At 44.4% G+C, this 13,103-nt stretch carries 11 protein-coding genes; 4 read left to right on the top strand and 7 right to left on the bottom strand.

The genetic code is table 11. The annotated features are described in order from the left end of the window. On the bottom strand, nucleotides 1-672 hold the full coding sequence (locus tag HC026_RS00605; RefSeq protein WP_168924030.1) for a methionine ABC transporter permease: 672 nt from the start codon (nucleotides 670-672) through the stop codon (nucleotides 1-3). Further along, a complete protein-coding gene (locus HC026_RS00600) occupies nucleotides 669-1,748 on the bottom strand; it encodes a methionine ABC transporter ATP-binding protein (protein WP_168924029.1) in 1,080 nt (359 codons plus the stop codon). Before HC026_RS00600 ends, HC026_RS00605 begins: the two co-directional genes overlap by 4 nt. 690 nt (nucleotides 1,749-2,438) lie before the next feature. On the opposite strand from HC026_RS00600, the gene HC026_RS00595 reads away from it, so the two are divergent. Together HC026_RS00595 and HC026_RS00590 are read left to right on the top strand one after the other, a co-directional pair. Then, complete coding sequence (locus HC026_RS00595; protein WP_168924028.1) at nucleotides 2,439-3,035, top strand: helix-turn-helix domain-containing protein; 597 nt, start codon at nucleotides 2,439-2,441, stop codon at nucleotides 3,033-3,035. Between the two features lie 108 nt (nucleotides 3,036-3,143). Then, on the top strand, nucleotides 3,144-3,776 hold the full coding sequence (locus tag HC026_RS00590) for a hypothetical protein (protein WP_168924102.1): 633 nt from the start codon (nucleotides 3,144-3,146) through the stop codon (nucleotides 3,774-3,776). A gap of 81 nt (nucleotides 3,777-3,857) precedes the next feature. Here the strand turns inward: HC026_RS00590 and HC026_RS00585 are convergent, their stop codons facing one another. Genes HC026_RS00585 through HC026_RS00575 form a run of 3 tightly spaced genes read right to left on the bottom strand, consistent with a single transcriptional unit; the run spans nucleotide 3,858 to nucleotide 7,046 of the window. Further along, complete coding sequence (locus HC026_RS00585) at nucleotides 3,858-4,505, bottom strand: TetR/AcrR family transcriptional regulator (RefSeq protein ID WP_168924027.1); 648 nt, start codon at nucleotides 4,503-4,505, stop codon at nucleotides 3,858-3,860. A gap of 14 nt (nucleotides 4,506-4,519) precedes the next feature. Beyond that, nucleotides 4,520-6,139 (bottom strand): ABC transporter permease, encoded by a 1,620-nt coding sequence (locus tag HC026_RS00580; RefSeq protein ID WP_168924026.1) that lies wholly within the window; start codon nucleotides 6,137-6,139, stop codon nucleotides 4,520-4,522. Continuing rightward, complete coding sequence (locus HC026_RS00575; RefSeq protein ID WP_168924025.1) at nucleotides 6,126-7,046, bottom strand: ABC transporter ATP-binding protein; 921 nt, start codon at nucleotides 7,044-7,046, stop codon at nucleotides 6,126-6,128. Before HC026_RS00575 ends, HC026_RS00580 begins: the two co-directional genes overlap by 14 nt. A 190-nt stretch (nucleotides 7,047-7,236) precedes the next feature. Between HC026_RS00575 and HC026_RS00570 the strand changes: the two genes are divergently transcribed. Next, entirely contained in the window at nucleotides 7,237-8,076 is an 840-nt protein-coding gene (locus HC026_RS00570) for an aldo/keto reductase (protein WP_168924024.1), read from the top strand. Between the two features lie 405 nt (nucleotides 8,077-8,481). On the opposite strand, the gene HC026_RS00565 is transcribed toward HC026_RS00570, so the two are convergent. Together HC026_RS00565 and HC026_RS00560 are read right to left on the bottom strand one after the other, a co-directional pair. Beyond that, on the bottom strand, nucleotides 8,482-9,714 hold the full coding sequence (locus HC026_RS00565; RefSeq protein WP_168924023.1) for a condensation domain-containing protein: 1,233 nt from the start codon (nucleotides 9,712-9,714) through the stop codon (nucleotides 8,482-8,484). A 121-nt stretch (nucleotides 9,715-9,835) separates the two neighbouring features. After that, nucleotides 9,836-11,167, bottom strand: a complete 1,332-nt coding sequence (locus HC026_RS00560; protein ID WP_168924022.1) for an MFS transporter — start codon at nucleotides 11,165-11,167, stop codon at nucleotides 9,836-9,838. Between the two features lie 564 nt (nucleotides 11,168-11,731). Between HC026_RS00560 and HC026_RS00555 the strand changes: the two genes are divergently transcribed. Beyond that, nucleotides 11,732-13,099, top strand: coding sequence for a uracil-xanthine permease family protein (locus HC026_RS00555; protein WP_168924021.1), 1,368 nt, complete (start codon nucleotides 11,732-11,734; stop codon nucleotides 13,097-13,099). Nucleotides 13,100-13,103 lie beyond the last annotated feature (4 nt).

The following is a 13,103-nucleotide window of genomic DNA, read 5'->3' as shown; positions in this document are numbered from 1 at the left end:
CTAATTATGTTCAACTCTTCTAACGATCCAGTCGCCAATCAGCTGAACCGCAAACACTAACACTAAAATAATAATCATTGCTGTAAAGGTAATATCATTCTCGAATCGGGCATAACCAATGTTAATCGCGACATCACCGAGACCGCCTGAACCAATGGCACCCGCCATGGTGGTCAGTCCAATCAAACTAATGATGGTGACGATTGAGACCCTGATAATATCCGCTAACCCTTCTCGCAGATATATTCGGAAAATGATTTCCGTTGGGCTGGACCCCATGGACTCAGCGGCCTCAATAACCCCATGATCCACATCCAACAAAGCGTTTTGGACTTGTCTGGCATAAAATGGAAAGATGCCGAAAATCAAGGGCACCAAAGATGCTGTGGTCCCAACGGTCGTCCCTATCAAGAACTTAGTCAGTGGTGAAATCACTGCCAGCAAGATGATGAACGGAATGGAACGTAACAGGTTGACCAACTTATCAACCACTGAATAGGTCAGCTTATCCTCCAGAATGCCACCCGGCTGAGTAATCACCAGCAACACCCCAACCAGCAGCCCCAACACTGCGGAAATGATAGCTGACATTAATGTCATATAGATGGTCTCCCAGGTTGCTTGAACGAATTCACCCTTCATCGCCATGACGTTTGGAATAATGGCTGTCATTGGTCTTCACCCCCTTCCAGTAGCGCATCCGTCAAAATCCTCGTCTTGACACCGTCACTCCTTAACTTCTGAATGGCGCCATTGAAGACGTTTAGGTCACCAGTAATGATGGCAATCATGTAACCGACGTTTTCACCATCGATTTGATCAATATTGGCAAACAAGATGTTCACATCCACGCCGTATTTTTGTGAAAATTCTGAAATCACGCTTTGCTTAGTAGAATTACCGATAAAATTGAAGTACATCAGCTCTTGATTATCCTTAAAATCACTAATTTCAATCGTGCTGGTAATTCGTTCAATTGCCTCTTTCACGTTCGTTGAGGTTTCAACGAAGTCATTAGTCAGCTTTTGCTGAGGATCCGTGAAGACCTTTGCCACTGGCCCACGCTCGATAATTTCACCGGCATCCATGACTGCCACGTTATGACAAATACTTTTAATCACCTGCATTTCGTGGGTGATCAAGACGATGGTTAAGTGTAAATCCCGGTTCAGCTGTTTTAGCAGTTCCAAAATCGATTTCGTAGTTTTGGGATCCAGCGCGCTGGTCGCTTCATCCGAAATTAAAATTTCCGGGTCACTGGCCAACGCCCTGGCAATCGCCACCCGCTGTTTCTGACCACCGGATAGCTGACTAGGATAGGTATCCGCATATTCGCTTAACCCTACCAGTTTTAATAATTTCTGAGCTTTAGCTTGCCGCTCGCCCTTACTGATCTTGGTGCCCAACAGCGGATATTCCACGTTGCCTTGAACCGTCCGCGACTTCATTAAGTTGAAATGCTGGAAAATCATGCTGACCTTTTTGCGGGCTTGCCGCAGTTCAACTGGTTTCAATTGCTGGATTTCTTGATTGTTCACAGTAACGGTACCAGCGGTTGGCTGCTGCAAGAGATTGATCACTCGCACTAGTGTACTTTTCCCTGCACCTGAGTAACCAATAATGCCGTAGATATCGCCTTTTTGAATTTGAAGATTCACGTTTTTCACAGCATCAAGTGTCTGATCGTTGTTGTGGAAGGTTACTGATATATTGTTTAGTTCGATTACATTTTTCGCTGCTTCACTCATATGTCTGTCTCTCCTATGTTTTTACGATGGTTTTTTCTACATTGTCTAATCGGGCTCCAGCAGGCAAGGACTTGCGCGTAACAGAACCCGGCCAAAAATCCAAGTTCGGGATTTCTGTCCAGGCTCCGTTACACTTCAGTCCTTAACCGCCTGCCTTCGCACCTTACACAAAAAAACCGCCCCTCTATTTATCTCTAAATAAAAGGACGATTTAATCGTGCTACCACCTTAGTTCGAATACCCCTCGCGGAAATATTCCTCATCGGGTACTAACTAACGGCGGTTCAGTACTTACTGCTATCAGTGCATACCCTAACTCTGTAACGGGAGTGCCCGCCACCGCCTAGCCAACTGGTTCAGCAGTAGAGCGATCATCAAGACCATATTCAGCAATGCGCCGCCGTTATCTTTCACCAAACGATAACTCTCTACAGACCACGCAAGGCTTACTCATCTTGTCGCTTGCTTCGTATTAACAACTGATGAATATTATGGCTCTTAGGTTAGAAAGTGTCAAGCTAATTTCAGAATATTTTAATTTTGAATTTTATTTCCCGGTAAATAGTATCGCTTAATTGTTCCAGATCAACAAGCTCTAATTCCTCACATATCAATGATGCTAAGAAACTTAGCTAGTATTTCCATCCAATTTCAGGTACCTTTGAAGACGAATAAGGAGGGCATATAAACATGCTATTTGGGGAACGACTGCAACAAACTCGAAAAGAACACCACAGCACCCAGCAGGACGTGGCGGCAGCATTAAACGTGTCACGGCAAACCATTTCTAGCTGGGAAACTGGCAAAAGCTATCCTGACATTGATAGTCTGATTCGACTAAGCGACTTCTATGATATGTCACTGGATACAATGTTGAAGGAAGATGAAGGCATGAAGAATTATCTGAAGAAACAAGAGGTCATGGCAGAAATTAAGCCTACAAGAAAATTGACCGTGGTCATCGATATCCTCTTTTTGGTCATCATTATCTTTACACCTTCTGTACACATCATGAAGGCACTGGTTTTGCTAATGGGACTACTAAATATGGCCGTGATTGTCCACATCAGCAATCTCGCCAAATCAGCCGATGAAACTGATTCATGGGTCCGGTGGCTGAAAGTTCGCTGGTGGTGGTTTGGTGTAGCCGTAATTTCGAGTTTCATTTCAGGCTTTAGTATCTACCAACAATCCTTTACAAACCTCTCACAGAACTTGTTAATTCTTACCTTCGCTCTTTGGTTCGTGCTCGTTGCGGAAGAAATCAGGCATCATTTCACAAAATAGCCGTTAATTTAAACTGATATATTACATTTTTTGCCTAATATGATAAACTTATCAGGAAGTGAGGCGGAAGATGTGAAAAATACGTTAAAAGAACGGTGGATTGGTCTGATTGCTGGCCTGCTTTTGAATGCTTTCGGTAACGGGATGGCTGTTGCCGGTAACATGGGTAGTGGCCTGTGGACGGCTTCCGCGGTTAATCTACATAACTGGACTGGCGTTAGCTTAGGCATCATCTTATTTATAATCGGCGTCATCAATGCCATCACCAATCAGTTTTTAATCCGTAGATTTGATGGCAAGCGACTCTTTTACGAAATCGTGTACGTGGTCTTTTTCGGTAGCATTGTTCAGTATTCTGCTCAAATGTTGGAAGCATTTGGCATTAATCATGCACCTGTCATTTGGCGATTAATTTTTAGCTGTTTAGGTATCGTCGTTTTTTGCATCGGGATTTCACTTTATCAGCGTGCTAACATTATCATGCACCCTAACGACGACACCTCCAATATCTTGCGGTTCTTATACCTCAAAGGCAACGCTACAGCATCACAATTACTGGACTTTTTACCAGCTGCCATCATGATTGGCATCACCTACTTCGCTACCGGACAGATTCTTTCTGTCAACGTTGCAACGTTGTTCTCAATTTTCGGCAATGGCATTCTCATCGCCATATCCGACCGCGTCGTTTGGCCACATCTAACGCATAATTTTACGGTCAAACCAGTGACTAATCGGTAAAAAATCACAACCTAAAAAGCAGCTATACCGACAACAGTGTCGGCATAGCTGCTTTTGCATTAACCAATTCGTATCCCACATTTATTTAGTAGCAAAACCATGTTCCAAAATTTCGTATTCAGCTTGAATCTCATTAATGATTGGTTCGAAATCCTCAATTTTAGCATCAGGATGCTTCTTCATAAACGCTTCAGCCTCCACAAACACAGAGTTCCCGATTGAACCCAATAACTTTTTCAAAATGGTCTTATCAACTCCTGGTCGAAGCTTCATTCGATCCAATACTGGTTCCTCCAGCATGGCAATCGACGTGGTGGTCTGCTTTTGCCACAATTCGCTGATCTGTGGTCGAATATCCTCTGGTAACACATTCATTTCACCAAAGGACTGCACCGACAACTTAAACTCGTCGGGATATTGCAACTGGAGTTCAATTTTATAGCGTACCGCCCGTTCAATCATGTCACCTAAGTCTTTTGCGTCCGTCCAAACGGTAAAATCGGCCCGTTTAGTTAACAGGTCAATCACATACGTCACGGTAGCCAGATAGAGGTGGCCTTTATCGCCAAAGTAGCGAAAAACGATGCCCTTAGAAACGTCAGCATCTTTCGCAATATCAGCGGTTTTAGCTTGTAAATAGCCATTGTTAGCAAAGATTTTGGTTGCACTAGCCATAATTCGATCAATCTTTTCTGGATCCTTTGGAATTTCGGGATTCATTTCAAGCATTCATTTTCCCTCCTCTAATTTTCAACCAAGTCACGCCTTTTATATAAAATGTATCCAACCAGTATGAGTACTATGCTCAATAATACCAGCCAACCCGCTTGATCCCACTGAACTGCTTTTAATGGTACTTTATTAATCCAGCCAAACGGGGTTAACTTCTTCGTCCATTCAGGAAAATCCAGCAATCCGCCAAGGTAAATCGACAACACTGCATAAATTGGTATTACCCAGGAAATTTTTTCATACCTTGGCATTAATCCAACTAATACAGCAACAACACCGATCACTACCAACACAGCGGGTGTAAACGCCCAAAATGATCGCATCATCCGACTAATATTGAAGGCGTGCTTAGCGCCTTGACCACCCAAAGCCATCCCAAATGTACCAGCAAACAGGGTTAGTAATCCCGCAACTGTGCCAACTACGGTGTAGGCGCCAAATAAGTGCCACCGAGAAACACTATGAGCATGGATTGCCTCTAACCAGCCTTTTCGTTCATCACTATTAAGGCGCAGCATCGTTGCGATTGCTGGCACGCTGGCGCCGATTGCCATCACGACGCTCATTAAAGAAGCAAACTGCAAGGTCATGGTTCGTCCAACTGAAGCGGCGGCAGCAGGACCAATAATTTTTGCAATCATTGGGCTGTTGTTCATCATATCGCCGACGGTATTAAACAAGGTTCCCATGCTGGTTCCATATACAGCAAGACCAACGACCCAAGCGATAATACTCGTGCGTTCCAGCCGAAAGACCAGCGTAGTCGGCCCCGCTAATAAGGCACTGGCATGACTACGACCAGGGCGATCGGGTAGAAGCCCGGATCCTAAATCTCGCTCAGAACTGATAACAAAAGTCGCCACCAGAATCACAACCGCCAGAACCAGCATATATAAAACAGGTGTTAGGCGATTCTTACCATGGGGATCAATCTTTTCTACCCAACCGAAAACCGTCCACCACGTATATTTAACATTTTGAACGTCCGTCATTGCTCTAAGAACATAGAGCAGACCTAACAGGCTGTAACTCATTGTCGTTGCGCCACGAGAATTACTGGCAAGTTGTGATAGAAAAAGCGTAAAAGCGCCAAACATCAAGCCAAATGCTGCAAGCCCAAGTCCAAATAACCAATCGCCCAGTACATCGGACCCGTCCATGTTGATTGCTTGAAGTGTTACCGCGGACAGCACCCCAGCTAAGAGATTAATCAAGAGTAATTCGTAAACTGTTGATAGGAGAGGACTTTGTCGGCCGACACTGTGCGCACGAACCATTTCCAACACACCGTTATCTTCTTGCGTCCGAGTATTTCGGATTGCAAAAAAGATGTTCATGATTGCCATCAGCAGTCCAGTGAAGACCATCATGGAAGCTGCGAAAATAGCTGCCGTGGTATAAGGCTTTACTGCGGTAAAAGGACCAAATAAGGCCGCCATGGAGGGAGTGTCCAGTGTGGTGCCTAATGAAGCCACCTGTTTATCACTACCGCTTAAGCCAATGATCTTGCTGGCACCTGCGCCGACCATACTTACAATTCCTAATAGCCAAACAATAATTGCCAACCGATCGTGTCGCAGGTACATCCGTGTTAGATAGCCAGTCTGAGCTACTTGATTACTTTGTGTCATGATCCTCAGCCCCCTCTGCATTATAGTAATGCATGAATAAATCTTCCAAGGTTGGTGGCGTGGTCTGCAAAGTCACAATTTCTCTTTTTGCTAAATCGGCCATCACCTGACCAATTTGGGTAGTGTCCACGGCAAACACTGCCTTATTTGTAACGTGACTATCCAGCCGAAAATCATGGACACCTGCTAAGCTTTCAACACCGGCCAGTGATTGTTTGGCCTGAACGATCACTTGTGTTCGAGTCAGCTGTCGCATTTGTTCCAGCGTTCCTGTTTCAATGATTTCACCGCCACGAATAATTCCGATTCGGTCACACATCCGCTCCACTTCAGAGAGAATATGGCTGGACAATAGCACGCTTTTCCCCTGTTGCTTTAACGCTAAGACGTGTTTCTGAAACAGCTCTTCCATGAGTGGGTCTAACCCACTGGTCGGCTCATCAAAAATATATAAATCAGCTGCCGTAGATAGCGCTGCAATTAACGCAACTTTCTGGCGGTTTCCTTTTGAGTAGTTACGCGATTTTTTCTTTGGATCTAATTCAAACTCGTGAATCAGCTCGTCAGTTGTCGTACTGTGCTTTTGGTGATTGAGCTTCAACAGAAAATCAATCATTTCACCACCGGTTAAGTTAGGCCACAGATAAACATCACCAGGGACATAGGCAATGCGGTTATGAATAGCGACGGCATTTTGCCACACGTCCTCGTTAAAAATCGTTGCCTGACCACTGTTAGCTTTCAAGATACCCAATAGGACCCGGATAGTTGTGGATTTACCAGCACCATTCGGACCAATGAACCCAAACACTTCACCAGCCTGAACATCAAAAGTAATGTCCTTCAAGGCTTGAAACTTACCAAATGATTTCTGTAAATGATTAATGCTTACAACGCTTTGTACCATCGTTATCCCCTCCTAATTCACCAAACAAAATTGTGGCATCCTTAATTTCACCCAGAGTATATTCTTTATTGACCAGTAAGTCAATGACTTGCGAGTCAATATATTTTTTGCCTTTATACACCTCACTTGACTTACACCTAACTCGAACCATTATAATGATGATAGTTGTAAGCTAAGGAGGACTCAGAATATGAAAATTCCAAACGTCTTATTAAACGATGGTCACCAATTACCGATGTTAGGATTTGGTACCTATCAAATTCGCGGTGCTCAAGGTATTGACCAGATTCTATCAGCAATCCATGATGGTTACCGGTCACTGGACAGTGCCACCAATTACGATAATGAAGGCATCGTTGGTAAAGCCATCCGTGAAAGTGGCATTCCTCGCAGTCAATTTATTGTGTCATCAAAGTTACCAGGTAAGTATCACCACTATGATGATGCGCTTGATGCCATCACAGAATCTCTGGCTCGGATGGGACTAGACTACTTTGATTTATTCTTGATCCACTGGCCATTACCGAAGCGGGATCATTATGTTGAAGCTTGGCGTGCCCTGATTACTGCACAAAAACTTGGCTTGATTCACACGATTGGGGTGTCCAACTTCATGCCTGAACACCTGGATCGTTTGATCAATGAAACGGGTGTCACCCCTGCCGTCAACCAGATTGAGATTCATCCGTATTGGATCAATGAAGCTAATTTGCAAGCTAACAAAGACCGGGGAATCGCGACTGAAGCATGGAGTCCACTCGGTCGTGGCAGCAAGTCGTTAAAGGAACCAATTATTCAAAAATTAGCCAAGAAGTACGATAAAAACACGGGTCAAATTATTCTGCGTTGGCACACGCAACGGGGCGTCGTGCCGATTCCAAAGTCCAGTAGTCTGATTCACCAACGCCAAAATCTCGATATTTTCGATTTCAAGTTGACCGACGACGAGATTCAGGCCATTAATTCCCTGACTAAACCAGATGGCCGAAGCACTAATCAGGACCCAAATGAGTACGAAGAATTCGACTAAATTGATTGTCAAACCAACAGTTAAGAGCGTTATCATTCACGCCGTAATAAGTAGTTGACAATTAATCAATATCATTGTATTATAGCCACAATCAAAAAAGGGGGTGATGCTTTGAGTTACGGAATAAGTCTTAAAGCATCAGCTACGGAGACTTCAGTTAAATAGCTGATACTTAAGAGAGGGTCCCACGAAATCTATTCGTGGGACTTTTTTGTTGCAGGTGTGAAGCAACACGGGTTGACTCCAGAATATAAGGCAATCAAAATGGGTATTCCTGTACTTTGGAATGCCTATTTTGATTGCCTTATATGGCCGGAGTCAGTGTTGCTGAACACGATTCGGCTATATAAAATAAATCAGCCATATCCCCCCTGAGATATAGCTGATTTCATTTTCTCTTCTATTTTATTTCACCGTCGCCACCGAAAAATACCGCACAGCATTTGCCACATCCCGAGCTAATGCCATCCCAAAGGTCTCTTCAGCATCGCTGCCAATCATATTGAAAGCGAGGGTCAGCTTCCCATTGAAAGTGCCCGCAGCAATCTGATACATTGGCGCACGACGAAAGCCACCAGTAATGACTAGGTCATCAAGACTAACCTCACCAAATTGCAACTGTTGGGCATTCAGAACACCGAAGTTCGTGTAGGCAATCTCTCGAATATGGTAATTATCCTCAGCCGCTTGCTGTAATTTGGCTACCGGCTGACTATGGTATTGACTCAACAAACTGGCGACGGAATCGAAACACTGGCGCTGATCTTTTCGAGTCTGCATTTCCTTGTGAAACCGCTGAATTAACTCTTCCAGCGGAGAATCAATCTCAGCAGCCATTGAAATATTGTACCGGGATGTCATGTTGGCAATTTGTACTGTGTGCTTCGGAAATTGATTGAATTGCCGCATATCCGTTGGGCAGGCCAATGCTAGCGTGGAATTACCAGCGAATTGCTGCATCACCCGGCCAAACGAGGCCATCACAACGTCATTTACCGTCACACCCGCTGCATGAGTTGCTTCAATTAATTGTGCCGTATCTCCAGCCGATAAAGTAACCCGACCAACCCGATACTTAGCTGGTCCATCAGCATTTAAACGTGGCAACAACAATGGTTTAGCTGGATGATCAGTTTGGCGACTAGCTTTTTGTGGCCGCTCCTTGATCAGCTGCTCAAGCCAGGCAACGTCCTGAAGGTTTTTAATCCCCGTTACTGCTTCGCTGCCCTTCGTATACGCCTTGGCCAGCAAGTACAGTAGTTGTTTACTCCCTGCCCCATCCGTCAAAATATGGCTGATGTAAAGTGTCAGTACTGTGCGACCGTCCTGCTCATTCCAATAGACGCGTAATTGCGGTTCTTTCATTAAATCCCAGTTAGCCGCGTCTGCATCAATGTCGGTCACGTTATCCAAAATTAAATCCGCAACTTGATCCGTCACCTGTATCCATTGATTATTTTGAACATCATAACGACACAGCAGTTCGGGAACTACTGTTGTCACTGCTTCTAACGCGGATTCAAATCGTGTCCGATCAAGTTGGCCACCAAAATGGAGTGCTACACGAACCACTGGATAGAGCACATCCAAGCCAATGGTATGCAAAATATTAAGTGGTTCACCTTTATACGTTGTCATTTACCTATGCTTCCCTTCATACTTTGTGATTATTATATCACCACTAATATATTAGTTTTAGGTATTAAAGGAAAACAATCGACTACCACTGTTTTAATGGTTTCATTTAACTCAAGAATGACTATTCAGCTGCTTCACCATTCTTAACCGGAGCAGCAGGCACGCTGTCCACATTGATTTCTGACGCTGTGGAAGTTTCCAACATATGCCAGTAAACCACCAGTGAAACAAGGGACGCCAAGGCAACGTACCAGAAGAAGAGTGACTCAAGGTTCACTGATCGCAACCAGAGGGCAACGTATTCAACAGTACCACCAAATAACGCAACCGTTAGCCCATACGGGAAGCCAACTCCTAAAGCCCGAATCTCCGTTGGGAAGAGTTCCGCCTTAACGATGGCATTAATTGACGTGTAACCAGAAACGATCACAACACCGCCTAACATCAGGAAGAACGCTGCCCATGGAGAATGCACGTGTGCCAATAGGGTAAAGATTGGAACGGTAAACACGGTGCCACCAATTCCGAACCACAATAACAGTGGCTTACGGCCAATTTTATCTGAAAGATGACCGAAAATCGGTTGTAGGACCAACATGATCAGGAGTGCAAAGAAGTTAATCACTGAAACAACCCGGGTATTGAGTCCCGTGGTGTTGATCATGAATTTTTGGAGGTATGTGGTATAGGCGTAAAAGGCAATGGTACCGCCAAATGTCAACCCGACCACCGTGAAGAATTGCTTCGGATACTGAGCCAAGAGTGTTAACGTCCCCGCTTTCTTACTGTGCTTGTTTCGAGCTTCAAACTGATCCGATTCTTCCATTGATAAACGCAGCCATAAGACACCCACTGCTCCGAAAGCACCAATCACGAACGGAATTCGCCAGCCAAACGCAAATAACAGAGCATTCGTTAGAACGTTCTGCAACACAATTTGAACCAACAACGCAAATAATTGACCTGAAATCAACGTGACATATTGGAAGGATGAATAGAAACCGCGGCGTTTAGGTGACGCCATTTCAGATAAATAGGTAGCGGAGGTACCATATTCCCCGCCTAGTGACAGTCCCTGGAACATCCGGGTTGCTACCAAAATAATCGGTGACCAAACCCCAATCGATTTAAAGGTTGGCGTGATCGCGATAATCAAAGAACCAGTCGCCATAATTGTCACAGAAAGCGTCAGTGCAGCACGCCGCCCCTTTCTATCCGCAAAGCGCCCCATGACAAATGAACCTAGTGGTCGCATCAAGAATCCAACAGCAAAGACTGCCGCCGTTGAAAGTAACTCTGCGGTCTTGTTTTCAGCTGGAAAAAAAGCAGCAGAAAAGTATATCGCAAAGAAAGCATAAACATACCAATCAAACCATTCAATCATATTACCTAAAGAGCCCTTTAAGATGTTTGCAGCAATTTGTTTTTCCGATCGAGTCGATGCTTTGTCCATACGCAATCCTCCCGAACATTAAATTAATATTAGATTATTAAAATCTAATTAGCTTGTATTGTAATCATCCATGGATAATTATGCAAGCACTGACTATTTATTATTTTTATGTAAACCAAGCTAAATCCTTGCCAACAGTGGCGTAACCGCTAACAGGAATCTTTTTGAGATGAATATTATTTGTCCAAAGATTAAAGTTTAATTTGTTCGTGAAATTTCATTGAAACACCCGTAAATTGTGCTTATAATAGCTCACAAGACATTGAGACGAATAATTGCTAAGGTTTAGTAGTCAACATTCGTTCTTTTCAACGCTCATAGATAACTAAATAGTAAAAGTGAGGTGGTTATATTTGTCGTAAACTTAGCGGAATATTCACTAGGTCTGGCTTAATGCCCACGCCTAGAAGTACTTAGCCGCCTTATACCTGGTCTCACTGCCCACCCTCTATTCCACCTGACAGTGTTGCCAATCTTGACATAACAGATATATCAAACGACTAAGCAGACGGTTGATGATGTTCAAGGAACTCAAGTCAATTCAAAGGGAGAATAACCAATATTATGGATCGCAAACAAAATGGCTTATTGTATGGACCAGAAGACAAGGTACCATACACGCAGGCTGGTTTCTTAGGCTTACAACACGTGCTCGCCATGGACGTGTACGTTGCACCAATCATCATGGCTGGCCTATTATCGATGTCCGTCGCACAGAAGAGTGGCTTCTTACAAGCCGCCTTTATTGCCTGTGGTATCGGGACAATTTTACAGACGAAGTTCTTTTTAAAGTTGCCCGTTTCTCAAGGCCCATCCTTCGTTCCCGTGGGCGCCGTTGCTGGGATTTACTTAGCTAACGGTGGTGCACACAGTGGGATGGCAACCGTTTTGGGCTCGTTAGTTGTCGGCTCATTTTTACTCATCGCTTTAGGCATTACTGGGGTGTTTCAGAAAGTCATTTCCAAGTTAGTCCCCGCCATTGTCGGCGGTACGATTATCACTTGTGTGGGCTTATCACTACTACCAGGCGCCTTGAACGATAATATCTTTAAAGCATCCGGCAATATTAATTCAAATATGATTATTGCCGGTGCCACTGGTATTACTATGTTAATCGCTATTATTTTAAGCTCGCGAATCCCTCAGTTAAGAAAGGCACTCAAAGTCAGTTCAATCATTATCGCGCTGATTGTCGGTTCGGTGGTTGCTACTGCCATGGGCGTCTTCGATTGGTCAACAGTTAATACGGCCCCTTGGTTCAGCCTGCCCCAGTTCACATCGATGCACTACGGCATGCATTTTTCACTCCCAGCTATTTTAACTTTCGTCGTCATTTATTTAGTATTGACCACCGAAACTACTGGAACCTGGTTCGCCATGAGTGCCGTTACGGGTGAAAAAATCAGCAAGAAACAATGGAACATGGGGATTATTGGCGAAGGCCTTAGTTGTCTACTAGCAGCACTGCTTGGTGCAACTCCAATGACCGGCTACTCAACCAACGCCGGAGTGGTTTCCGTTACTGGTGTTGCCAGCAAACGGGTCTTCGTCTCCGCTGGTTTCTGGTTTATCATCCTTGGCTTCTGCGGTAAATTGTCAGCCTTCTTCGCTGCCGTTCCCGCACCCGTCATCGGTGGTGTTTACTCCATCATCTGTGTCATCATCATGTTGAACGGGCTTAACGTGGTTCGTTACTTGAACACGGGTGAAAGTGCCATCTACATCATTGGTGTGCCAATTGTTTTAACCATGGCAATGGTCTTATTGCCAACTAAGGTTGTCAGCGAAGCACCACAAATGCTGCAATACTTGCTAGGCTCTCCAATTACAATTGCTGCGCTTAGTGCGATTCTGCTAAATCTATTAATGTCAAAAAAACAAACGGTGCCGTCCGAAACAACTGAGGCTGTCCAAACTCCAGCTGGGCGGTAACCGT

The organism is Secundilactobacillus angelensis (genome assembly GCF_012641075.1).
GTDB lineage: Bacteria > Bacillota > Bacilli > Lactobacillales > Lactobacillaceae > Secundilactobacillus > Secundilactobacillus angelensis.
This window is presented reverse-complemented; position numbering and strand designations above follow the sequence as displayed.

What these genes read in the sequence shown, in the direction of transcription:
- HC026_RS00605 (WP_168924030.1), bottom strand. Translation starts at nt 672, where the DNA reads ATGACAGCCATTATTCCAAACGTCATGGCGATGAAGGGTGAATTCGTT.
- HC026_RS00600 (WP_168924029.1), bottom strand. Translation starts at nt 1,748, where the DNA reads ATGAGTGAAGCAGCGAAAAATGTAATCGAACTAAACAATATATCAGTA.
- HC026_RS00595 (WP_168924028.1), top strand. Translation starts at nt 2,439, where the DNA reads ATGCTATTTGGGGAACGACTGCAACAAACTCGAAAAGAACACCACAGC.
- HC026_RS00585 (WP_168924027.1), bottom strand. Translation starts at nt 4,505, where the DNA reads ATGCTTGAAATGAATCCCGAAATTCCAAAGGATCCAGAAAAGATTGAT.
- HC026_RS00580 (WP_168924026.1), bottom strand. Translation starts at nt 6,139, where the DNA reads ATGACACAAAGTAATCAAGTAGCTCAGACTGGCTATCTAACACGGATG.
- HC026_RS00575 (WP_168924025.1), bottom strand. Translation starts at nt 7,046, where the DNA reads ATGGTACAAAGCGTTGTAAGCATTAATCATTTACAGAAATCATTTGGT.
- HC026_RS00570 (WP_168924024.1), top strand. Translation starts at nt 7,237, where the DNA reads ATGAAAATTCCAAACGTCTTATTAAACGATGGTCACCAATTACCGATG.
- HC026_RS00565 (WP_168924023.1), bottom strand. Translation starts at nt 9,714, where the DNA reads ATGACAACGTATAAAGGTGAACCACTTAATATTTTGCATACCATTGGC.
- HC026_RS00560 (WP_168924022.1), bottom strand. Translation starts at nt 11,167, where the DNA reads ATGGACAAAGCATCGACTCGATCGGAAAAACAAATTGCTGCAAACATC.
- HC026_RS00555 (WP_168924021.1), top strand. Translation starts at nt 11,732, where the DNA reads ATGGATCGCAAACAAAATGGCTTATTGTATGGACCAGAAGACAAGGTA.